We start from the raw sequence: 23,513 nt of genomic DNA, 5'->3' as shown, positions 1-23,513 counted from the left end.
CATATTGTTGAAAAAGAGATACAACAAATTATATAATTTGTTGTAAACTGCATGCAAATCATTATGATTATAAGGAAATGTAATTCGGAGGACTAATATGACAGAAAATAAAAATGTGTTACCAGTAGAACAGCGTGAAGAATTATTCAAAGTATTGAAAGCTCGTTTTGAGAAGAATATGAATCGTCATGAAGGTCTTGAATGGGCTAAAGTTGAAGCGAAGCTGGATGTTAATGCTGAGAAATTATGGTCACTTAATGAAATGGAAGTAACTGGCGGTGAGCCGGATGTTGTTGGTTATGATAAAGAGAAGGACGAGTATACTTTCTATGATTGTTCAAAGGAGAGTCCTAAAGGCCGCAGAAGTCTTTGTTATGATCTTGAAGCGTTAGAAGCAAGAAAGAAGCATAAACCAGAAAATAATGCTATTGATGTGGCAGCCGCTATGGGTATTGAACTATTAACGGAAGAACAATATCGAGAGTTACAACAACTTGGAGATTTTGATATGAAATCATCGAGTTGGGTACAAACACCTTCAGACATTAGAGAACTTGGTGGTGCTCTATTTTGCGATTACCGCTTCGGACACGTTTTCGTGTACCACAATGGAGCAGATTCCTATTATGCTGCTAGAGGGTTTCGCGGTTCGTTAAGAGTTTAAATTTGGAGTAAGTAAGAAAAGAGCCTATACTTAGGCTCTTTTCTTACTTATATTTTAAAAGTAAACTGTTACTACGCAGTTTTACTTAATTTATATGTTTCGTGGTTGTTTTTCCGGAAAAGTTTAGGGAAAACATAACCGTCTAATCCAATACGTCCAGCATTATGACCTGCAATTAAAATGAACATAGTTAAAACAAGCATGTTTGGGTTTACACTAACAGTTCCACTTAATAAGAATGAAAGATTCATTATGATTCCAAAGAATGCAGCAGTTTTTGTTAATCCACCTAAAATTAAACCTAAACCTACTAAGATTTCTCCCCATTGTACGAAAAAGCTAAATAAGTCTGCGTGCGGAAGAACAAAGTTTTGAAGGAAATCCGCCCACCAGCCTTGTACTGCGGGGTGATCGCCTGATGCTTGGGCGATGGCGCCTTTGAGGAAACCGCTGGCATCAAAAGATTGTCCTAAAACTTTCCCTATTCCAGCAGTAATCCAAGAATATCCTATGTAAAGACGTAAAAGTAATAATATGAAAGTAGCACGTTTATCAGTTCTTAAAAAATTGATAACCATTGAAATCCCTCCAATATTGTATTTACATGTTTATTATATATCCATTGTGAATAAATTCACAATGGAGGAAATGTGAACGAATATATGTTGTGAGTAATTGTTTTATTTTTTGTAACATTTCATCTTTTTTGATAGACTAATAATAGAGATATATCAAAAGGAGGCAAAGACTAGATATGTGGATGAACTTGTAATGATTAGCAATTGGATAGATTATTTTTCTCTCATAAGTGAGGGTTTATTTAGCTATCTGTAAGTCATTCAAGGACTGCATATTTGGCGTAGTCATTCCTTCGGTAAGGATAGGCCTATTATGTATCTATCTTTTTTGTGGGGAAATTTATATCTCTCATATAAAATATGCGTCCTTTAAAATTGGAGGAGTATATGATGAATCAATTAAAAAATAAAGTAGCAGTTGTTACAGGTGTAAGTCGTCTAGACGGTATAGGAGCAGCTATTTGCACAGAGTTAGCAGAGGCTGGATACGATATATTTTTTACGTATTGGACAGCTTACGATAAAGAGATGCCTTGGGGCGTTGAGCAAAATGAACAAATACAATTAAAAGAAGAGCTAATACAAAAAGGTGTTAAAGTATCGAGCATGGAGTTAGATTTAACTCAAAATGATGCACCGAAAGAGCTTATAAATAGGGTTACTGAACAACTAGGCTACCCTCATATATTAATTAATAATGCAGCGTATTCTACGAATAATGATTTCTCTAATTTGTCTGCTGAAGAGTTGGATAAGCATTACATGGTAAATGTTCGTGCGACTACATTGTTAAGTAGTCAATTTGCCCGAGGATTTGATAAGAAATTTGGTGGTAGAATTGTGAATATGACTTCGGGGCAATTTCAAGGGCCTATGGCAGGAGAACTGGCGTATGCAACAACGAAAGGAGCTATTGATGCTCTTACTAGTACGTTGTCAGCAGAAGTAGCCCATTTAGGAATAACAGTGAATGCAATTAACCCAGGTCCAACTAGTACAGGATGGATGACTGAAGAGATAAAGCAAGGATTAAAGCCGATGTTTCCTTTTGGCAGGATTGGTGAGCCAAAGGATGCAGCTAGACTCATAAAGTTTTTAGTAAGTGAAGAAGCAGAGTGGATTACGGGACAAGTGATTCATTCGGAAGGTGGATTTAAAAGGTAAAAAGAAGGCATCTCCTTCCGGTGAGATGCCTTCTTTCTAATCTTTCTTCAATCTTCGTGCAACACCATTCCCTAAAGATTGTAATCCTTGAACGAGGATAATTAAAATAAAGACGGTTGCATACATTACTTCAGGTTCATAGCGTAAATGTCCGAAGCGATATGCCAAGTCCCCTAGCCCGCCAGCGCCTACAAGACCAGCCATCGCTGTTGCGCCAATTAAGCCGATTGTTGCGATCGTTAATCCGAGCACAAGAGATGGGCGTGCTTCTTTAACCATGACGTGCCAAATGATTTTTATAGTAGAGACTCCCATTGCTTGGTAAGCTTCAATAACACCACGATCCACTTCTAGTAAAGCTGTCTCCATTAAGCGTGCAATATAAGGAGCTGTGAAGACGACAAGTGGTACGATAACACCTTGTACGCCAATGGATGTTCCCATTAGGAACTTCGTAAAAGGTAAAATGAAGAATAATAGAATGATAAATGGAAGAGAGCGAATGACATTAATAACTGTATTAAGAATAGGATAGATAAGTTTATTTTCTCGCTGTCCACCGGGTCTCGTCAAAACAAGTGTAACGCCGAGCGGTAATGCGATAAGGATAGAGATAAGTAATGAAATAGATGTCATTTGAAATGTTTGAATTGTTGCTTCCCATATGACTTCACCCCATTCATCCAAAAAGGACTTGTTTTCCATAGTCTGTTTTCCCTCCCTCTACGATGATACCTTTCTCTTGTAAGAATGCTAAAGCACGGTTTACTTCATTTTTTTCACCTTGCATATGAACGACAAGTTTCCCATATGCCTCATGTTTTAACTGCGTAATATTACCGGATAAAATATTTGGATATACTTGGTAACGTTTTGTAGCGACAGCTAGTGCTGGTTCTCCTGAAGAACTTCCTATAAAAGAAAGTGTTACAATTTCTCCAGTACCTTGTAGTTCTTTCTGTACCTCTTCTGGAATTTTAGCTGCAAATGCGCTATTTACAAACTTCTTCGTTGTTACATGTTGTGGGTTTGTGAAAATATCTTTTACAGTCCCACTTTCGACTACAGATCCATGCTCCATAACGGCAACCTGGTCACAAATACGCTGGATGACATTCATTTCATGTGTAATGAGTAAAATCGTGATGCCAATTTCTTCATTAATTTTTAGTAATAAATCAAGAATAGAATCAGTTGTTTCTGGATCTAATGCGCTCGTTGCTTCATCACTTAATAAAACCTCTGGTTCATGTGATAGTGCACGAGCGATGGCAACACGTTGTTTCTGGCCGCCAGAAAGTTCGCTTGGATAAGCATCTTTACGGTTAAAAAGATCCACGATGCGTAAATATTTTTCTACTCTTTTTTCAATTTCCGCTTTTGGAATGCCAGCAAGGCGTAACGGCAATGCGATATTTTCATAAACGGTAACAGTTTTAAGTAAATTGAATCCTTGAAAAATCATTCCGATTTTTTGCCTCGCTTTTGCTAGTTCTTTTGTTGATAAAGTGGTTAAGTCTTGGTTGTTTACGATGATGTTTCCTGTCGTTGGTTTTTCTAATAAATTTACACAGCGAATTAATGTGCTTTTACCAGCGCCGCTATACCCAATGATTCCAAATACCTCGCCTTTTTCTACTTTAAGGGAAGTAGACTTAAGAGCCTCAACAGTCCCTTTTTTTGTTGTAAATACTTTGGAGACGTTTTTTAATTCAATCATTATCGTCAGCTCCTACCAAGATGGTAAAACTGAACCATCAAATTTTTTCTCGATAAATTCTTTTACTTCTTTAGATTGATAAGCTTTCTTTAATTTACTTACAACGGCATCATCTTTATTTTCAGTACGAACAACGACCCAGTTCACGTATGGTGAATCTTTTCCTTCGCGGAAAATGGAATCTTTCGCTGGATTTAGTTTTGCACCTAATGCAAAGTTTGTGTTAATTGCAGCTGCTTTCACTTCACTTAATTGCGTTGGTAATTGAGAAGCTTCTAATTCAACAATCTTTAAATTTTTCGGGTTTTCAATTACATCCTTTGCAGTCGCTTTTTCTGTAGCCTTTGGATCAACTTTTAAAACCCCTGCTTTTTCAAATAATTTTAAAGCTCGAAGTTCATTCGTTGGGTCATTTGGTACAGCGATTGCATCGCCCTCTTTTAATTCTTTTACATCTTTTAAGCTTTTAGAATATACGCCCATTGGGAATGTTACTGTTGAAAATACTTCAGTTAATTTCATATTGCGTTCGGCTTTAAATACATCTAAATATGATTTCGTTTGATAGCTATTTACATCAAGACTTTTTTCATCTAACGAAACGTTTGGTGCTACGTAATCATTAAATATTTTTATATCAATGTCGAGACCGTCTTTTGCCGCAACTTCTTTAACCTTCTCAAAAATTTGTTCATGTGGTCCACCTGTTACACCGACAGTAATCTTTTTCTCGTCTAATATTTTTACATCTTTATCTGAATTTGCGCCACATGCGCCTAATAATAGTACTGCTCCACTTACAATGCTCAATAATACTTTCTTCATCTATAATTCCCCCTTAATATACGTTCCAAAATAAAAAGCACCTCTCAAAATAAGAGAGGTGCCGAATAGACGAAATAGGTTCCTCTCTTATCTTCCAAAACGAAAACTCGTTTTGCAGGAATTAGCACCTTAGCTTATACGTTATAAGCTCGGTTGCCGGGCATCATCGGGCCAGTCCCTCCGCCACTCTTGATAAGAGTATGTATATGTAGTTTTTAAATATGGTACTAATAGTAAATCTAACAAAAGGAATTGTCAACTTTATTTTCTGAATATATTTTATTTTAAGATAATCGAAACATTTCCTTTCTTATGGCCCATTTCTACATACGTATGGGCTTCTGCAACTTCTTCTAATCGGTAAGTTCTATCAATAACAGGTTTTAGCTTTTCTGTTTCAACTAGTTGTTTTAGTAGGTTCATATCTTCTTTACTGACCTTTGCCATCATTCCGTTAACAGATACATATTTTCCATTAGGCATTAATGCGTCTGTACAAAGAGACTTTTTATACTTTCCAACTGCATCAAATATAATATCGTAGTGCTCGCCCTGCTTAGTAAAATCTTCTTTCGTATAATCAATTACTTTATCAGCCCCTAAAGATTGCACTAGTTCAAAATTTGAATTACTACAAACAGCTGTAACGGTCGCGCCGAAATATTTAGCAAGTTGTACAGCAGCTGTTCCTACTGATCCAGAGGCGCCGTATATGAGCACTTGTTGCCCTTTTTTTATACGGCCCTTCCTCAGAAAATGCAATGCTGAAGTTCCGCCAAAAGGAATAACGGCAGCTTCTTCATATGTCACATTGGTAGGTTTTAATGCTATTAATCCACTTTCATGCACGCATGTGTATTCGGCATAACCACCAAGGTTTAGTTCTGTTAATGCAAAAACTGGGTCTCCTTTTTTAAATTGAGTTACATCTGTTCCAATTTCTTCGATTTCACCGGATAACTCTACGCCGAGTATAGGTTTTCTCGGTTTTCTAAAACCTAATATGATCCGCATAGGAACCCAAAATAAGAGGGGACTATTAAAGCCACGTATTCTACAATCTCCAGTCGATACACTTGTTGCGCGAATTTTAACTAATACTTCGTTCTTTTTAGGTTTAGGTTTTTCTACATTTTGAAGCTGGAGAACGTTTGGTGGTCCATATTGTGTACAAATAATCGCCTTCATAATAACCTCCTGAAATGAGTTGTTATTATTTACATCATATTTAAGATCTTCATTAAACATGTCGCTATATAGAGAATATAGATTAAAAATTATATAGATTTCATAGGAAAAGAGGTGATATTATTTTGGGAAAGGGGGCGACATTATGAAAAAAATTATTTTTGTTTCAAGTTTAGTACTTGCAATCAGTCTAGGGGTAGGGTGTAGTAATGAGAAAACAGCAAAGACGGATGAACCGAAAAAAGAATCAGTTCAAAAAGAAAAGGAATTAGCAGCGAAGGATGTTTTCAAGAAAACGAACGAAGCTTTTAAAAATGAAGAGCATGTAACGATGACATATGGTGTAGGGGTAAAAGCTGAGGGAACAGAGATGGATATATTAAAGGCTAAGATGCAATTAGAGCCAAAGACAAAGAATTCTCGTTCTGAAATGAATATTTCCGGTACAGATGTTGTAGTGTATACTGTGGATGGTAAAGTTGCTGGTGAGGTAAAAAACCCTAATACAGGAGAAGTTATAACCGTACCAGAGGAGCAATTAAACGCTGGTGGAATGAAAGCGACTCAAGATATTATAGATAAGTTAGAAGTACCAGCAGTAGTTTTAGATAAAATGAAGATGGAGAAAAGCGGAGATAAATATAAACTGAAATTTACATTAAAAGGGCAAGAAACAGAAAGTATGTTAACTAGCATGGATGAAACACAGAAGAAAATGTTACAAGCACAAAATGCGAAGATAGAAGAAGTGGATGCAGAGTATATCATTACAAAAGATTTTAAATATGAATCAGCAAAGATAGACATGATTATGAGTAGTAACGGCAAGGATAAAGCACACATTATTACGAACGCAAAATATACGTCGTACGAAAAGTTTGATCCAATACAATTGCCGGCAGCAAAGTAATAGTTTCGATGAGGGGGGACCTAAAATAAGGTGCCCTCTTTTTTGTATACTTTCTTCATAGGAAAATAGGTACAATATGAAGAGGGAAAACTGTAGAAGAGGAGAGTGTCATTTGAAAAAAAGAAAGATAGCGGTGGTCATTGTGGCTTATACAGTGTTGCTTGCAACATCTGTAAATACATATAAAGAGCAACTAAAGCACCCTATTATGAGCGATGTAGGAAAGTTGCTTCCAACGAAAATTAAACGTGTTGAACATGCTGAGGATGAACGTTCATTAAAACAGGTAGTGAAAGATGCAAATACTTCCGGAGAGAAAATTTCTATTGCAGGTATGCAACATAGCCAAGGCGGACAGACGTACTATCCGAACGGTACGATGCTTGATATGAAAGAGTATAATAAAATATTAGCATTCGATCCAGAGAAGAAGCGGATTACAGTTCAAAGTGGTGTCACGTGGAATGATATCCAGAAGAAAATTAATCCATACGGTCTTGCAGTTCAAGTGATGCAATCTCAAAACATTTTTACTGTTGGTGGTTCATTAAGTGTAAATGTACATGGGCGTGATATTCGTCATGAAGCATTGATTGATACAGTAGAGTCATTCAGATTGTTAATGGCAGATGGCACGGTACGTAATATAAGTAGAGAAGAAAATGCAGAGTTATTTCCATATGTCATAGGTGGTTACGGGTTATTTGGTGTCATTTTAGATGTGACATTAAAGCTAACTGATGATGAATTATATGAAATGCATACGAGAATGATAGACTATAAAGAATACACGTCTTACTTCAAAGAGAAAGTGAAAAAAGATGAAAATGTTCGTATGCACTTAGCACGTATTTCTGTTGCTCCAAACTCATTTTTAAAAGAGATGTATGTGACGGATTATGCATTGGCACAAAATCAAAATATGAGAGAAGAGTACAGTGAATTAAAAGAAGAAAATATTATAGCTGCGCCGAAATTTTTGCTTGGATTATCACGTTATAGTGATTGGGGAAAGAATACATTTTGGGATATACAAAGAAGTTATTTTGAACGTACAGATGGACAGTTTGAGACGCGAAATAATGTTATGAGATCAGATAGTGCTTTTATGGAATATGAAAATCCGAACCTTACAGAAGTGCTACAAGAATACTTTGTGCCTATAGATTCCTTCACGGAATATATAGATGATTTACGTGCCGTATTAAGTGAAGAAGAACTGAACTTGCTCAATATTACGATTCGTTACGTGGAAAAGAATGAAAATGCAGTTTTATCCTATGCAAAAGATGATATGTTTGCACTGGTGCTTTTAATTAACCAAGGACGCTCCGAGAGTGAGGTGAAGAAAACAGAGGATGTCATTCGGAAGATGATTGATGTTACTTTAAAACATAGCGGTAGTTATTATTTACCGTATTATTCTTATCCAACGAAAGAACAGCTAAAGAAAGCATATCCTCGTATAGAAGAATTTCTTCAGAAGAAGAAGGAAGTGGATCCAGAAGAGAGATTTGTGAATTTATTTTATAGGGAGTATACGAAATGACATATAGAAGATTTGTAGCCTCACAAAGCATCATTATGATGGCAGGAAGTATGGTATTTCCTTTTTACATTCTATTGCTTCGGAATGTTGGAAATAGCTTCTCACAGTTTGGGTGGGCTTATGGCTTATTTGCTTTAACTTCAGCACTTGTATATCCGTTAGTAGGGAAGGCGTCTGATAGAGTAGGTGATCGAAAATTATTAATACTATACGCTTGGTCCATGGCGATATTAATGCTTTGTTTTCCAATTGCCACGGAAGTCTGGCATGTGTATATTCTTCAAGTTGTAATGGGAGTTTTAGGTGCTGTGCAGCGTAATACGGAGAAAACGTCATTAGCACGAAAGGTTGTGCAGGAAAAGGCTGGTTATGAGATTGGAAAATACCATGTGTGGACATCAATTGGAGGCGCAGTAGCGGTTATTGTAACGGGGTATTTAGTAGATTTCTTTACGATTGGTACGATTTTTTATATTGCATCTATCTTATATGTAGTAAGTGGAGTTGTATTAAGTAGTAAAAAAATATAACCATTCCTATTTTTACCTAAATACCCTTTGTTTGTTATACTAAAGGGGAAGACAAAAGAAAAGGGGACATTGCCTTTGATGAAATTTTTAGTTTTAGCTATTCTCACTTTGTTTTTGATTCCATGGACAAGAAGCGGTAGTAAACTTCGAGCAGTGGATAAGAAGGGGGATGAGAAGGTTGTAAAGGGTAAGAAATCATCCATTTTAGTTATTCCTGTTTTATTTTGGATAGGTATTGTAATCTATGAATATTTTTGGCTAATTGATGATCGAGCAGATTCGATTCTTACTCATTATTCTGTTGCAGTAGCAATTTTAATTGGGCTTGTTTTATTTTCACAAGATCAGATAGGGAAATTAGAAGGTACATTAAAAGGGCTTCTAATGTTTGTTTTACTTGCAAGTTACGGCTATTTTGGTTATTTGCACGATATAGTAATTACGCAAAAGAAATATGATTCTGTTGTTAAGGTAGAAAAAGATATTTCAGAGCCATTTACTGAAAATGATCAACCGTTTACAGTGCCACCAAAGACTGCAGAAAATAAGATGAAAAAAGTATTTGGGGATATTCCGAAAGTAGCATATTTTGAGCTAGGTGAATTAACGCCACAAATGGTAAATGGTGAGGCTTTATATGTAGCGCCAATTGAAGTTTCAGGCTTCTTTAAAGCTCGAAAAGCTGAGACGATTCCAGGTTATGTAACGATGTCAGGTACGAATCCTGACGCAGAGGCGAAACTGCACCTCGGTTATAAGATGAAATATGTGCCGAGTATGTTTTTCGGGAATAAATTAGAGCGTGTTGTACGAAAAGCAGAACCAAATTTAATCTTTAAAGGGAAACCTAAATTTGAAGTTGATGATAAAGGGAAACCGTATTATACAATGACGTATGGTGAATTTATTTCAGGGAGATCTGGATTTGAGGTAGAGGGTGTTGTTGTAGTAGATGCACAAACAGGTGAAGTGAAAAGATATGATAAAGGAAAGGCACCTAAATTTGTTGATGGTGTATTGAATCATGAGACCGCATCTACGCTAAATACGTATTTCGGTAAATATATTCACGGATTTTGGAATACAAAATTCTCGCAAACTGATATGAAGATTCCTACTGAGTGGGGGACGAAAGAAGGAGTGACACCAATCTTTGGTAAGGATGGAACGCTATATTACTTTACTGATTTCACCTCTCCAAAAGAAGGAGTAGATTCTGCGTTAGGTTATTCACTTATTGATGCACGTACAGGTAAGTTGTATTACTATAACGGAAAAGAAGTAAAGGGAATTATGGATGGTTCAGCTGCTTCAGAAGTGGTGGATAATTCCTTTAAAAGAGAGAAATGGCATGGAACGATGCCGGTTATTTATAACGTGTACGGTAAACCTTCTTGGATTGTACCTGTTATTGATGACGGGGGATTAGTACGTGCTCATACTGTCATCTATGCTTCTAATGCAAAAATATTTGCAACAGGTTCGACGCAAAAAGAAGCTCTTGAGAATTATAAAAATGCGCTAAGCGGGAGTGGAGATTCATTTAGGCCAACTTCGAGTGGAAAAGAAGCGCAAAAAGAAGGTATTGTACAGCGAGTATATAAAGAAAAATCAGGTGAAAATACAATTGTGTACGTACTGTTAGAAAATGAACAAAAAGTATTTATGATACCTGCGAAAAAATTCCCATATGCTATGTTTACAGAAGTGGGAGATCCAATTCAAATCACATACCTAGATACAGGAGAGGCGATGTCTTCCGTATCTAAATTTACAAATAGCAACTTGAAAAAGTAAAGCGATAGAATTTCTATCGCTTTTTTTACATTATGACAGAGGAAAATGCGCTATACTTGACGTATGTTTATGTTGTAACTATAATTGTTACGATTCAGTATGTATACGAAAGGGTGAATGGAAAAAGTGAATGAAGTTAATCACGAAATATATAAACCTGTAAAGATGAACAGGTTATGGATGATTCTTGTATTAGGAACACTTACGGCGATTGGGCCGTTATCTATTGATATGTATTTGCCTTCGTTACCGAAATTAACGGATGATTTACAAACGGGTGCATCCCTTGCGCAGCTTACGTTGACAGCATGTTTACTTGGGCTTTCAGTAGGACAATTATTTGTCGGTTCAATTAGTGATATTTACGGAAGGCGCAAACCTCTTATTATTGCTCTTATTATTTATGTTGCTTCTTCATTACTTTGTGCTGTAGCACCGTCTATTTGGACTTTAGTGCTTTTACGTTTCTTACAAGGCGCTTCGGGCTCTGCTGGTATCGTTATATCCCGTGCAATGGTAAGAGATATGTACTCAGGTTCTGAAATGACGAAGTTTTTCTCACTACTTATGTTAGTAAACGGAGCAGCACCTATTTTGGCCCCGATTATCGGGGGGCAATTATTACAGTTTACAACGTGGCGTGGTGTTTTTATCGTTCTTGGAGCAATTAGTGTATTTATGTTAATCTCGGCTACTTTCGTATTACGTGAAACATTACCTCCTGAAGAAAGAGAGACAGGTGGTTTGTCAGGAACATTGGCGACATACGGAAAGCTTCTGAAAGATCGCTTGTTTATGGGATATGCATTGTCACAAGGATTAGTAACAGCGGCAATGTTTGCCTACATTTCGGGATCACCATTTGTGTTGCAAAATATATACGGGGCATCACCACAGCAGTTTAGTTTATTCTTTGCGATTAACGGTATCGGTATTATTATTGCCAGCCAAGTTACTGGTCGTTTAGCAGGAAAAGTGAATGAGAAAACATTATTTGTTTCCGGTATTATTATCGCCGCTGTTGGTGGCTTATCTCTACTACTTACAATCGTATTAGGAATAGGTTTCATTGGTGTTTTATGCTCGTTATTCCTTGTTGTATCAAGTGTTGGGGTTGTATCGACAACCGGCTTCTCGTTAGCAATGAGAAATCAAAAACAAGCGGCAGGAACAGCATCAGCTTTACTAGGCTTATTACAGTTTATTTCAGGGGCACTTGTTGCACCATTAGTAGGTATTGGTGGAAGTAATACGGCATTGCCGATGGGTATTGTTATTGCGCTTTGTGAAGTGGGAGCCGTGTTATGTTACCTATTTATGGCGAAACGAAGTGAAAAACAATTTGATTTGCAAAAAGGGTCAAATATAGAAGTATAGAAAAGTAAAAAGCGATGACACTTTGTCATTGCTTTTTATTTTAGGGTTATAAATCCGATTATTCTGTAATTTTATTGTTTTCAGTTTATTATTTACTTATAATGGATATTGGGCCTGTCTTATATTCTCTAAAGAGTATAGGATGGTACAGATAATAGAATGGTATCAATAATAGGGGAGGAATATTTTTTATGTTTAAAAAGGTAAGTGCAATAACTCTTGTATCACTTTTAGCTTTATCTCCTGTTGTAGCGTTAGCGGCACCGGAAGGTAATAATGTGAAACAAGGAAATGTGGAAAAAGTAGATAAGGAAGCTGGAACTGAGAATAAAGATGCGAAATTAAAAGAATTAGAACAAAAGAAAGATCAGAATCAAGGAAATAAAGAAGTTTCTAAAGAAATAGGGCAGACAATAAAGCCGGAAGAAAAGAAAGAAATAAAAGAACCAAAACCTAATGTAGAAAAGAAACTGGAACTAGTAGAAGAAAATAAACAAGAGCAAAAGAAAGAGAATGTAGGACCAAAAAATGTAACACCTGCAAAACCGGTAACACCGTCAGAGCCGGTGACTAATAAACCGTTAGCGCCATCTTCTTCAAAAGTAGATGAAGAGGAGGCAATAGATGTATCTAATTTTAGTGGGAATGTAGTAGGGAAAGCGAAATGGAATTCTAAAGAAAATCATTATGTATTAGATATAACAGTATCTGTAACAAATAATTCTAAGGAAAAAGCAAGTGATCTTTATCTAGGTATAGCTATACCAAAGGGATTAGATGGAGATTTTAAAAATGTCCATGGAGTAGAACTTGAGGACGGTTCTGAGGCGATTGCAATTCAATTGCCAGAAATGGATGCAGGCAAAACAGTTACAAAAAATATTAAGATTCCTGTTCTTGGCAATGTAGCAGGTGAAAAAGTAAGTAAAGATATTGAATTATATTTAATTGATCATACGAATAATGAATATGAGCCGCTTGGAAAAATTACAGGAAGTGCCAATATTGACTTCTCAGAAATGAACAAAGATATACGTTTTGATGGGAAAGTAAAGGCAACAACATGTGTACCAAATTTAAAGGAAAATCAATTTACGCTAGATTTCTTATTAACAACTCAGAATTTAACAATTGAGGAATTAAAGGGATTTGATGTGGAAATTGATGTTCCAAAAGATATTAAATTAACAATTCCTGATTATTATAAGCAAGCGGAAATTCCTGATTATTTAAAAGATGCTTCTTTACAAGAAGGGCTTCATGAAGGGGCAATGAATCTAGATATTAAATGGAACGGAAATACAGCGACAATCCCAGTACAAGCAATGATAGCAGGAGAAGGATCTGTATTGTACTTCCAAATTGTTGGTGAAACAGTTAAAGATTTAAAAGATCTAAAAGTTACGTTTACTGCAAAACGTGGAGATCAAACTGTAAAGAAACAAGTAGCGATTGAAAAAATAGAAAATAAAGACTGTAAAAAACAAGATGATAAAAATACGGCAGGAAATAATAATGGTGAGGGGAAAGGAACTGGAAATAATACATCTAATACAAAAGGAACAAATTCAAATCAAGTAGTTAATAAACCGAACCAAGTTACACCGACACCAGTTACGCCAACAAAAGTAACTCCAACACCAGTAAAAGTGAGTGATAAAGTATCTTTACCAAAAACCGGTGCTTCACAAACTGATAATTTACTTACATTAGTGGGTGTTGTTATGCTGGCGGGAAGTGTTCTCGTATATAAGCGTAGTCGTATGAATGTGAATAAATAAAAAAACGGTAAAGATACATAGTAAATTTTCCGTTTGAAAAGACCTGGTAAAGTTATTACCAGGTCTTTTTATTATGCTTACAGTTTTTGTAATGTGGTGTAGTAAGGTGATGCAAAAGTTATTTGCATAAAGTGACGATACTGTGACAAAAATGTTGGTATGTATATTAAGATATCGTCTTAAGTGTAAAAAGTAGGGCGTTCTCGGTATAATAACAAGTGGAGATAAAAGAAACTATAATTAGTAGTAGCTGTAGATAAAAGGAGAATTCGAGATGAAGAAGGTTTTGGGTATTGCTGTAATGGGAAGTATGATCCTTCTAGCAGGATGTAATGGAAATAAAGATACGAAAGAACCGAAAGAAAAGGTAGAGCAATCTACAGAACAAACAGAAGAAATGAAAGAATACAGCGCAGTACATGAAAAATATGATATAAAAATGAATAAAGAAATCAATAAAGCACTGCAGTTATTTGAAGTGGCAAAGGAAAAGGGCGGTAAGGAAATAACGAATGCTGCATATAAAGAAGATGTGCAAAAAGTAACAACGAGCATGTTAGAAGATATTGATAATATACGTAAAGAAATTCATGTTCCGAAGTCGAAAGAGCAAGAACATGAGGTATATGTTGGTTTCTTGAATGAATCGGAACAAGCGATGAAAAAATTACAGAAGTTAGCTAAAGAAGAAGATTCATCATTAATTCGTGATATAGAAATTAATTTTGCAACAGCATCGACATACTATAAACGTTTTCAAACAGAAACGAAAAAATAACCTTGCACATGCAAGGTTATTTTTTCCTCTTACTACCGCCTACTTCTTTATTTTATTTCTCGTTTATATTCTTTTTTCGTTCCGTCAGAGAAGACAACTTCTAAATCGAATTTTTGATAGTCTTTATCAAGTTTGAACACATTTACTACTTGATCGATTACTTCTTGGTCAGGAGTATCTTTATCAAATTTTAATTCTTGTAGAAGTGGGCTTAATTTTGTAATAGCCTCGTCACCTGTCAACTTCGCATTTGATTTATGGTCTTCAAGTTTTGCTTCCATTTTCTTATCAGCTGCTACATTTTTGTAATCAGCTTCGTAGTCTTTCTTCGTATCTTGATAGTCTGCATCCAAACTAAATTCATTAAAGTTAAGTTTTAAATCTGCAGGAGCTTCATTTTTTGCTTCTTCAGTCGTCTTTTTATTAGAAGTTGCATCTTCTTTTGCAGGAGCTTTACATCCTGTTAATGCAGGTACTAGCATAAGAGCTAATAAAATTGATAGTAAAATTCTCATTATAAATTCCTCCTTATGTACATTTGTTCTATACAAGTTTTTCCCAAAATCATGTAATTATGTATGTGTTGAAAATAAATTATTATCTTATAGTCACAAGGGTTAATCCGCAATTTAAATCAAAAATAATTTGTATGTATATGGTAAATTGAAGTTGTGAGGAGGTACTAACATGCATGAAGAATATAAAGAGATAATAAAAAAGGCAATTGAATATATAGAGGATCACTTACATGAGGAGCTTACAACAGAAGGGGTGGCATCTCGCAGTGCAGTATCGATGTACCACTTTCATCGTATTTTTCAAAGGTATATTGGGATGAGTGTAACGGATTATATTCGAAAGAGAAGATTAACTCATGCTGCACAGGCTTTAGTATCGACTGAAAGAGCTGTTATTGATATTGCAGTGCAATACGGTTTTTCCTCACAAGAGGCATTTACTAGAGCTTTTAAAAAAATGTTTCAATTGCCACCAAAGAAATATCGAAAGTACTTCCAGTCATTTTATATAGAAAGAGAGGGTGTTTCAATGCAAAAAGGTATACCGAAAGGATGGATCTTAAGTGGAAGTCATCCTGCTGAATATGAGATGGGTTTAGATTATGAAGTTGTTCATCAAGGAAAAGTATCTGCATACATAAAAGCAAAAGAGAATGTTACGCACGGAGGATTTTCAACATTAATGCAAATGTTCCGAGCGGATAAATATGTAGGAAAGAGATTACGTTTAACAGCATTTATTAAGAGTGAGAATGTAAAAGATTGGGCAGGATTGTGGATGAGAGTAGATGGAAAACATACAGAGCCGATTGCTATGGATAACATGCAAAATCGTCCAATTAAAAATACGAATAACTGGCAATCGTACTCGGTTGTACTAGATATAAAAGAAGAAGCACTTGGTATTGCATTTGGTGTTTTATTATCAGGAGAAGGTTGTGTCTGGCTAGATAGTATTCGATTTGATGAGGTGGATGAAAAAATTCCTGTAACGGATTTGGCAGAAAGCTTTTATGAAACTCTTCTAGGAGAGCCAGTGAACCTACAGTTTGAAGAAATGGAAAAAGAATGAGGTAAGGAGAAAATGTATGCTCAAATATGTAAAACTAATAAGTATTAGTTTAGTAGCTTCATCTTGTATTATGGGAATTAACTATTTAATTAGCTATCTTTGGTCAGGGCATATACCTTCTTTAACGTGGAAAACATATTTGATGTTTGCATTTATATTTATGATGAGTTTTAGTTCAATCCAAAAAGATGGGAAAGAGGATTATTGACCGCAACATGTGTAGCGAATGGCTATTATAAAATAATATTCGTCGGAGTTAATTTAGAGAAAATATTATCTTATTATTGTTTATTAGACTAGTTACACAATTGGTAGTGGGGCTCACTATAGGTATAAAAGAAATGATAAAGGGAAGAGACCCTGTAATTAATGAAGTATACAGTAAAAAAGGTATCCTTTAATTGGATACCTTTTCATGGTACTTATTATTTTGCAACTTCTGTCCACTTGTAGTTAAATTCACCGCCGAAGTCAGTTGTTACAAGTCCTTTAATGAAAGAGCGTTGTAAGTAAGAGCGACCTTGTTGGTACAAAGGAGCGACAGCGCCATCTTGTAATAAGATTTTTTCAGCTTGTTTCATTGCTTCCCAGCGCGCCTTTTCATCGCCAGCTAAATCTGTTTTCACTTTATGAATTAGCTCGTCGTACTCTTTGTTAGAGTATTTATCAAAGTTATAAGCACTATCTGTTGTGAATAAATCTAAGAATGTAATAGGATCAGCGAAGTCAGGGCCCCAGCCATCAATTCCGATTTCATAATCACCACTTAATAATAATTTCAACTGTTGTTTACGTGGTTGTGGTTTTAAATTCACTGTTAATCCATCTAGATTCTTTTCCAGTTCACCTTTTAAATATTCGCCAGTCTTTTTAGCTAAAGCATTATCACTTGTTAATAGTTCAAGTGTTACTTTGTCAGTACCAAGTTCTTGCTTCGCTTTTTTCCAGTTTTCTTTCGCCGATTTCACATCATCTTTGACTAGGTTTCCGTTTTCTTTGCGGAAGTCAGTGCCCTCTGGGCTCTTTGCAAATTTCGCAGGAACCATTCCTTCAGCTGGAACAGCACCGTTATTTAAAATTGTTTCTACGTATGCTTTTTTATTCATTGCGCCGTTAATAGCAAGGCGTGCATGTTGATTTTTTAATACTTCATTTTTTTGATTGAGTCGTAAAAATTGAATGCCGACTTCAGCACGTTCTTTGAAGTTTGGATCGCCCTTATATTTATCAACAAACTCCGCAGTTAAAGCAACACGGTCAATTTGTCCTGAATCATATAAGTTAACTTCTGTAGACTTATCTTTAACGACATTGAAGTTGATTTCTTCTAATTTTACTGTTTTAGCATCCCAATAGTTAGGATTCTTCTTTAATTGGAAGCCTTGTTCGTGCTTCCAGTTATCTAATGTGAAAGCACCGTTGTAGATTAAATGATTTGTTTCTAAACCGTATTTATCACCTTGCGATTTTAAGTAATCTTCATTAATTGGTAAGAATGTTGCAAATGTCGTTAAGCTTAAGAAGTAGGGAACAGGACGGTCTAGTTGTACTTCTAAAGTTTTGTCATCAAGGGCTTTGACACCTAATTGATCAAGTGGTAATTGTTTTTGATTTATTTGTTTTGCATTCTTTATATCGAAGAATAAGAATGCGTATTCGGCAGCTGTTTCAGGATTTACGGCACGTTGCCAAGCGAAGGCGAAGTCTTTTGCTGTAACAGGAGTACCGTTTGACCATTTCGAATCACGAAGATGGAATGTATATTTTGTTTTATCAGGACTAACGTCAACCGACTCAGCGACACCAGGAATTGGTTTATTATCTTCGCCCATTGCATATAAACCTTCAAAAACATTTCGCATTACGTTCATGGATTCCCCATCCGTTGCTTTTGCAACATCCATTGTTGGAATTTCTGAAGCAAATGATAAGTTAATTGCTTGTTTATCAGGTGCTTTATCGTTTGCTTTTGCTCCGCTTGCATTATTTTTATTTCCCCCACAAGCAGTTAGTAGTAGACTTGCCCCTAAAACAGATGCAACAACAGGTACAACTTTTTTCTTCATTGTTCGTTCCTCCCTAAATGTGTTGTTCATAACGTCATAATGTCCATGTCTTGAAGTAGCTATAGAAAGAGATAAAACCTAGTATAAATATTTGTTTATAGGTAATCATGTGTTCTATATGTATATACATGTTGAACTATAATGTATCGTTATATGTTTCAACGTAGTAGACATTATATTTTGATGGTTAAATATTTCGTTTCTTTGATTATTTAGAATATTAACACCAGAAAGAACTATATGTCAATAATAAAAACAAAGTGTTAATTTCTTGGAATAATATATTAAAAAAGTAGATTCACTCATATTAAGGAATCTACTTTTAATATATTTTTCCAAAAAAACAATGGGGTTGGTGGAAATACGATATTTAAAGTTGCATTTTATCCCGCATTAATGGGCAGTAAGATCCCCACCTCAAAATTCAGTGAAAGCAAAGAAGTTAGGTGGGGGCTGATTAAAGTTTCACTTTATTTTTCAATTTTTGCCCATTTGAAGTTTAATTGACCTGCAAAGTCTACTTGTACAATGCCTTTCACATAAGATTTCTCTAAATAAGATTCGCCCTTTTGGTAAAGAGGAGCAATAACAGAGTCTTTGAATAATATTTTCTCTGAAGCTAGTAATGCATCAAAGCGGGCTTTTTCATCACCAGCTAAAGTAGTTTTCACTTTTTCAATTGTTTCGTCGAACTCTTTATTAGAGTAATGATCTAAGTTGTAAGGGTTATTCGTTGTAAACAATTCAAGGAATGTAATTGGGTCAGCAAAGTCAGGGCTCCAACCATCAATTCCGATTTCATAGTCACCCTTTAATAAGAGTGAAACTTGTTGTTTACGTGGTTGCGGTTTTATATTTACTGTTAAGCCCTCTAAATTCTTTTCTAATTGTCCTTTTAGGAACTCACCAGTTTTCTTCTCAAGGTCACCGTCACTTATTAATAATTCTAATGTTATCTTTTCAGAACCTAGTTCTTTTTTTGCTTTTTTCCATAATTTTTGTGCAGATTTCGTATCGACTTTTGTTAAATCGCCGTTTGTAGTACGGAAGTCTTTTCCATCAGGACCTTTTGCAAAGTTTTTTGGAACGAGACCAAAGATTGGTGTAGAGCCATCATTTAATAACGTATTTACAAAGGACTTTCGATCAATCGTTTGATCAATTGCTTGGCGTGCAGAAACGTTTTGAAGTACTTTGTTTTGTTGATTCATACGTAAAAATTGTACGCCTACGTTCGGACGTTCTTTAAAATTAGCATCTTTTTTATATTTATCAACGAAGTCAGATGTTAGTTTTATACGGTCTAATTGTTTAGATTCGAATAAATTTACTTCTGTTGATTTTTCTTTTACGATGTTGAAATTGATTTCTTCGATCTTGACAGTATCTTTATCCCAGTAGGTAGGGTTTTTCTTAAATTTAAAGCTTTGTTCATGCTTCCAATCACTTAGTGTAAAAGCTCCGTTATACAAAATTGTATTATCTTCTAAAGCATACTTATCACCTTGTGCTTTAAAGAATTCCTCATTAATTGGTAGAAATGTTGGGAACGCCGTTAAGCTAATAAAGTACGGAACAGGACGCTCTAATTCTACCTCAAACGTATGGTCATCAACTGCTTTTACACCAAGTTGATCGGCTGGAAGCTCTTTGTTGTTAATTTGTTTTGCATTTTTAATATCAAAGAATAAAAATGCATATTCAGAGGCTGTTGCTGGATCAACAGCTCTTTGCCAGGCGAAGACGAAATCTTTCGCTGTAACAGGAGTACCGTTTGACCATTTTGAATCTCGTAAATGGAATGTGTACTTCGTTTTATCGCCACTTACTTCATGGGATTTTGCAACGCCAGGGACAGGTTTGTTACCTTCACCAAGATTATACAAACCTTCAAATACGTTTCTCATTACTTGACCGGAATCAGTATCTGTAGCACGAGCTGTATCCATTGTTCGTATTTCAGAAGGTGAAGATAAGTTTAAAACCTGTTTACTAGATGCCTCGTCTTTTGCATTTGCTCCGCTAGCTTCGTTTTTATAACTACCGCAACCAGTTAATAAAATACTTACTCCTACAACTGATGCGATACCGGGTACAAACTTCTTTTTCATTTGATTTTCCTCCTAAATAATTAAGTTTGGATGATGATGAGGGAAATGAAAAATAAAAAAATCCCTCTTTTCTGATTGAGAAAGAGGGATTTTCACATACAAGTTATGTACCCGTATATAAACGAAGTCCCTCATTCTATCTTTCAAGCATAAAGCTTGCAGGAAGTGGCACAGTATTCAAAATGAACCTGCTGCCGAGGTTTCAAAGGGCCAGTCCCTCCACCTCTCTTGATACAATGAGTAAACGAATGAATTTTATTAATTTTTTTGTTTCTTTGATAATTCAAAATCTTACACCTTGGATAATGAAGTGTCAATCAAATGAAACATAGTTTAAATTTTCAGTTTTTTTAAAGTGAAAAAAACCACTGCACATGGCAGTGGTTTTTCTGCTAGAAGTTAAAGTTATCTGGATCTGGACCAACGCGATGATTTTCATTCAAAGCTTGAATTGCTTTCATATCATCCGAGCTTAATTCAAAATCAAAGATGTTTGCATTTTCAATAATGCGGTGCTCTTTAATTGATTTAGGAATCGTTACAACTTCATTTTGTAAATCCCAGCGTAAAATAACTTGTGCAGTTGATTTACTATATTTTGTCGCAATTTCTTGTAATATTGGATGATCCAGTAGTTGCCCTTGCATTAATGGTGACCAAGCCTCGAGCTGGATGTTATGTTCTTTACAGAAAGCATGTAATTCTTCTTGTGCTAAACGAGGGTGGTATTCCACTTGGTTGACCATTGGCTTAATTTCAGCAATTTCAAATACGTCTTGTAAGTGGTGAATGTGGAAATTACTCACACCGATAGCACGAACACGACCATCTTTATAAAGCTTTTCTAACGCTTTCCATGATTCAGTATATTTCTCTTTTACAGGCCAATGTACTAAATATAAATCTAAATATTCTAGGCCTAATTTCTCTAATGTAGTTTCAAATGCTTGAAGTGTTGTTTCATAACCTTGATCGCTATTCCATACTTTTGAAGTGATAAATAGCTCTTCACGAGGAATACCAGATTCGCGAATTGCTTGACCAACGCCTTCTTCATTTTGATAGATTGCTGCAGTATCGATGCTGCGGTATCCGTTTTTAATAGCTGCTTTTACAGAATCAATTACTTCTGATCCGTCCTCTACTTTAAACACACCTAAACCGAACCAAGGCATTTTTACACCATTATGTAATGTTGTATAGTCTTTTAAACTTGTTAAATTCATATTATTTCCCCCTAGCTTTTTTATTTGTTGCTTCAACTGCTTGTTGAATGACTTCTGAAAAATTATTTTCATATAGAACTTTTAAGCCTTCAGCAGTTGAACCTCCTGGTGTTGTTACTTGTTCTCGGAGCATAGCTGGATCTTCGTTTTGTTGGAGCATAGCGGCAGAACCAGCAATCATTTGAATGACAAGGTGGTTTGCCGTTTTCTCATCAATTCCATAGTTTTTCGTCGCTTCAATTAAACCTTCAGCAAAGTGATAGAGAAAAGCAGGTGCACTACCAGTAATGGCGGTAAGTTGATGAACTTCCTCTTCAGTACAAAACTGTGAGGTACCAATACCTTTTAAAAGGAGTTGTAGCGTTTCTTGATGCGTTTCACCTACGGAATGTCCCGTCGTATATAAGGAGATGGACTTTCCGATTTCGGCAGCTGTATTTGGCATAATCCAGGCAACAGGTGTCCCTTGAGGAAGCCGTTTTTCTAAATAAGATGGTCCAATTCCGGCAGCAATGGTCACAACGAATTGCTCAGTTAGAAGAGGAGATAACTCCTGTAATAACTGTTCATGTGCAGCTGGTGGCACTGCTAAAACAATCGTATCAACGGATGTAATATGCTGCTTCCAGTCTGTAGTGATGGACACATTATATCGCCCTTGTAATTGTTCTAGTTTTTCTATGTTGCTTCGGTTGGAAACGATAATTTCTTCGATATATTCTTTACTCGTTTTAAGTAACCCGGAGAAGATAGCTTCTGCCATACGACCGGCACCAATAAATAAAATTCGATGTTTAGTAAGCATATCCTTTATTCCCTTCTAGTAGAGATATGTTATAAAAAACGATACCATTTTTAAGAGAATTTTGTAAAAAGAAAAGACTTACCGTATATGGGATAGATAATGAGGGGGTTTTTGAATAAGGGAATTCATGATAAAAATAAGAGGAGTTCCTTATACTGGTGATATGGAATTTATTAAACATCTGGGGAGAGATAAATATGGTTAGAAGTCCACTTTTTTTACTCATTTCTAGTATTATTTGCGTATTGGTTGGATTTTACATTCAATCGAGTTATATTGAAATTTTCGCATCGGTTATGGGGATTGTTAATGTTTGGTTATTAGCAAGAGAAAAAGTATCCAACTTTTTATTTGGTATGATTACCGTTACGTTATTTCTGTATATTTTCATTATACAAGATTTATATGCAATGGCAGTATTAGCAGTCTTTCAATTTATATTTAATGTATATGGTTGGTATTATTGGATTGCACGTAGTGGGGAAGAAGAGGTAAAAGCAACTATTCGTTTAGATTTAAAGGGGTGGACCTTTTATATAATTTTTATTTTAGTTGCTTGGGTTGGTTGGGGCTATTATCAAGTCCGTTATTTAGAATCAACAAGTCCATATTTAGACGCTTTAAATGCTGTATTAGGATTAGTAGCTCAATTTATGCTAAGTCGAAAAATCTTAGAGAACTGGCATTTATGGATTTTGTATAACGTAGTTAGCATTGTAATTTATATTTCCACTGGTTTATATGTCATGCTAATACTAGCTGTTATTAATCTCTTTATATGTGTAGCTGGTTTGCTAGAGTGGAAGAAGAACTATAAAGGACAAGTGCGTGTAAATAATTATATTTAGAAAATA

At 35.5% G+C, this 23,513-nt stretch carries 22 protein-coding genes and 2 riboswitches; of the genes, 12 read left to right on the top strand and 10 right to left on the bottom strand.

Annotated features, from left to right (window positions below; all coding sequences use genetic code 11):
• Nucleotides 1-97: 97 nt before the first annotated feature.
• Complete coding sequence (locus JDS95_RS25535) at nucleotides 98-664, top strand: DUF4256 domain-containing protein (RefSeq protein ID WP_085451152.1); 567 nt, start codon at nucleotides 98-100, stop codon at nucleotides 662-664.
• A gap of 71 nt (nucleotides 665-735) precedes the next feature.
• On the opposite strand, the gene JDS95_RS25530 is transcribed toward JDS95_RS25535, so the two are convergent.
• Complete coding sequence (locus tag JDS95_RS25530; RefSeq protein WP_000236354.1) at nucleotides 736-1,242, bottom strand: DoxX family membrane protein; 507 nt, start codon at nucleotides 1,240-1,242, stop codon at nucleotides 736-738.
• Nucleotides 1,243-1,629: 387 nt separating this feature from the next.
• Here JDS95_RS25530 and JDS95_RS25525 point away from each other — a divergent pair, with 387 nt between their 5' ends.
• A complete protein-coding gene (locus JDS95_RS25525) occupies nucleotides 1,630-2,406 on the top strand; it encodes an SDR family oxidoreductase (RefSeq protein WP_033660254.1) in 777 nt (258 codons plus the stop codon).
• Between the two features lie 36 nt (nucleotides 2,407-2,442).
• Here the strand turns inward: JDS95_RS25525 and JDS95_RS25520 are convergent, their stop codons facing one another.
• The 4 genes from JDS95_RS25520 to JDS95_RS25505 all read right to left on the bottom strand — a co-directional run bounded on the left by JDS95_RS25520 (nucleotide 2,443) and on the right by JDS95_RS25505 (nucleotide 6,139).
• Nucleotides 2,443-3,111, bottom strand: a complete 669-nt coding sequence (locus tag JDS95_RS25520; RefSeq protein WP_000428866.1) for a methionine ABC transporter permease — start codon at nucleotides 3,109-3,111, stop codon at nucleotides 2,443-2,445.
• Nucleotides 3,086-4,126: a methionine ABC transporter ATP-binding protein gene (locus JDS95_RS25515; RefSeq protein ID WP_000571366.1), complete on the bottom strand. Its 1,041-nt coding sequence runs from the start codon at nucleotides 4,124-4,126 to the stop codon at nucleotides 3,086-3,088. Before JDS95_RS25515 ends, JDS95_RS25520 begins: the two co-directional genes overlap by 26 nt.
• Nucleotides 4,127-4,138: 12 nt before the next feature.
• Nucleotides 4,139-4,951 carry a MetQ/NlpA family ABC transporter substrate-binding protein gene (locus tag JDS95_RS25510; RefSeq protein WP_000756964.1) on the bottom strand — a complete coding sequence of 271 codons (813 nt, stop codon included), beginning with the start codon at nucleotides 4,949-4,951 and terminating at the stop codon, nucleotides 4,139-4,141.
• 84 nt (nucleotides 4,952-5,035) lie between these two features.
• Nucleotides 5,036-5,150, bottom strand: a riboswitch (SAM riboswitch).
• 80 nt (nucleotides 5,151-5,230) lie between these two features.
• Nucleotides 5,231-6,139, bottom strand: a complete 909-nt coding sequence (locus JDS95_RS25505; RefSeq protein WP_085451151.1) for an NAD(P)-dependent alcohol dehydrogenase — start codon at nucleotides 6,137-6,139, stop codon at nucleotides 5,231-5,233.
• A 145-nt stretch (nucleotides 6,140-6,284) separates the two neighbouring features.
• On the opposite strand from JDS95_RS25505, the gene JDS95_RS25500 reads away from it, so the two are divergent.
• The 7 genes from JDS95_RS25500 to JDS95_RS25470 all read left to right on the top strand — a co-directional run bounded on the left by JDS95_RS25500 (nucleotide 6,285) and on the right by JDS95_RS25470 (nucleotide 14,861).
• Entirely contained in the window at nucleotides 6,285-7,049 is a 765-nt protein-coding gene (locus tag JDS95_RS25500; protein ID WP_000720089.1) for a hypothetical protein, read from the top strand.
• Between the two features lie 112 nt (nucleotides 7,050-7,161).
• Complete coding sequence (locus JDS95_RS25495) at nucleotides 7,162-8,598, top strand: FAD-binding oxidoreductase (RefSeq protein ID WP_000746289.1); 1,437 nt, start codon at nucleotides 7,162-7,164, stop codon at nucleotides 8,596-8,598.
• Nucleotides 8,595-9,128, top strand: a complete 534-nt coding sequence (locus JDS95_RS25490) for an MFS transporter (protein ID WP_000222359.1) — start codon at nucleotides 8,595-8,597, stop codon at nucleotides 9,126-9,128. The genes JDS95_RS25495 and JDS95_RS25490 overlap by 4 nt, the downstream gene beginning before the upstream one ends.
• Nucleotides 9,129-9,206: 78 nt before the next feature.
• A complete protein-coding gene (locus tag JDS95_RS25485; protein ID WP_085451150.1) occupies nucleotides 9,207-10,925 on the top strand; it encodes a DUF3981 domain-containing protein in 1,719 nt (572 codons plus the stop codon).
• Nucleotides 10,926-11,042: 117 nt separating this feature from the next.
• Nucleotides 11,043-12,302, top strand: a complete 1,260-nt coding sequence (locus JDS95_RS25480) for a multidrug effflux MFS transporter (protein ID WP_000416909.1) — start codon at nucleotides 11,043-11,045, stop codon at nucleotides 12,300-12,302.
• Nucleotides 12,303-12,493: 191 nt separating this feature from the next.
• Complete coding sequence (locus tag JDS95_RS25475; RefSeq protein WP_199690868.1) at nucleotides 12,494-14,083, top strand: LPXTG cell wall anchor domain-containing protein; 1,590 nt, start codon at nucleotides 12,494-12,496, stop codon at nucleotides 14,081-14,083.
• Nucleotides 14,084-14,357: 274 nt separating this feature from the next.
• Nucleotides 14,358-14,861 (top strand): hypothetical protein, encoded by a 504-nt coding sequence (locus JDS95_RS25470; protein ID WP_000756534.1) that lies wholly within the window; start codon nucleotides 14,358-14,360, stop codon nucleotides 14,859-14,861.
• A gap of 47 nt (nucleotides 14,862-14,908) precedes the next feature.
• Here JDS95_RS25470 and JDS95_RS25465 read toward each other — a convergent pair whose 3' ends face one another.
• Nucleotides 14,909-15,376, bottom strand: a complete 468-nt coding sequence (locus JDS95_RS25465) for a YusW family protein (RefSeq protein WP_001221529.1) — start codon at nucleotides 15,374-15,376, stop codon at nucleotides 14,909-14,911.
• Between the two features lie 172 nt (nucleotides 15,377-15,548).
• On the opposite strand from JDS95_RS25465, the gene JDS95_RS25460 reads away from it, so the two are divergent.
• Together JDS95_RS25460 and JDS95_RS25455 are read left to right on the top strand one after the other, a co-directional pair.
• Nucleotides 15,549-16,451: a helix-turn-helix transcriptional regulator gene (locus tag JDS95_RS25460; protein ID WP_199690867.1), complete on the top strand. Its 903-nt coding sequence runs from the start codon at nucleotides 15,549-15,551 to the stop codon at nucleotides 16,449-16,451.
• Nucleotides 16,452-16,467: 16 nt separating this feature from the next.
• Entirely contained in the window at nucleotides 16,468-16,659 is a 192-nt protein-coding gene (locus JDS95_RS25455; protein WP_000922535.1) for a hypothetical protein, read from the top strand.
• A gap of 217 nt (nucleotides 16,660-16,876) precedes the next feature.
• On the opposite strand, the gene JDS95_RS25450 is transcribed toward JDS95_RS25455, so the two are convergent.
• The 4 genes from JDS95_RS25450 to proC all read right to left on the bottom strand — a co-directional run bounded on the left by JDS95_RS25450 (nucleotide 16,877) and on the right by proC (nucleotide 22,659).
• On the bottom strand, nucleotides 16,877-18,517 hold the full coding sequence (locus JDS95_RS25450; protein ID WP_199690866.1) for a peptide ABC transporter substrate-binding protein: 1,641 nt from the start codon (nucleotides 18,515-18,517) through the stop codon (nucleotides 16,877-16,879).
• A 470-nt stretch (nucleotides 18,518-18,987) separates the two neighbouring features.
• Nucleotides 18,988-20,628, bottom strand: coding sequence for a peptide ABC transporter substrate-binding protein (locus tag JDS95_RS25445; RefSeq protein WP_199690865.1), 1,641 nt, complete (start codon nucleotides 20,626-20,628; stop codon nucleotides 18,988-18,990).
• A 133-nt stretch (nucleotides 20,629-20,761) separates the two neighbouring features.
• A riboswitch (SAM riboswitch) is annotated at nucleotides 20,762-20,866 on the bottom strand.
• Nucleotides 20,867-21,020: 154 nt separating this feature from the next.
• Complete coding sequence (locus tag JDS95_RS25440; RefSeq protein WP_199690864.1) at nucleotides 21,021-21,854, bottom strand: aldo/keto reductase; 834 nt, start codon at nucleotides 21,852-21,854, stop codon at nucleotides 21,021-21,023.
• Nucleotide 21,855: 1 nt separating this feature from the next.
• The gene (gene proC, locus JDS95_RS25435; protein ID WP_199690863.1) at nucleotides 21,856-22,659 is read right to left on the bottom strand and encodes a pyrroline-5-carboxylate reductase; all 804 of its coding nucleotides are present in this window, start codon (nucleotides 22,657-22,659) and stop codon (nucleotides 21,856-21,858) included.
• Nucleotides 22,660-22,856: 197 nt separating this feature from the next.
• Between proC and pnuC the strand changes: the two genes are divergently transcribed.
• Nucleotides 22,857-23,507, top strand: coding sequence for a nicotinamide riboside transporter PnuC (pnuC, locus tag JDS95_RS25430; protein ID WP_000252474.1), 651 nt, complete (start codon nucleotides 22,857-22,859; stop codon nucleotides 23,505-23,507).
• Nucleotides 23,508-23,513 lie beyond the last annotated feature (6 nt).

The organism is Bacillus cereus group sp. N24 (assembly GCF_016483345.1).
Lineage (GTDB): Bacteria > Bacillota > Bacilli > Bacillales > Bacillaceae_G > Bacillus_A > Bacillus_A toyonensis.
Note: the sequence above shows the minus strand (reverse complement) of the source record. Positions and strands in the feature narration are given on the sequence as shown.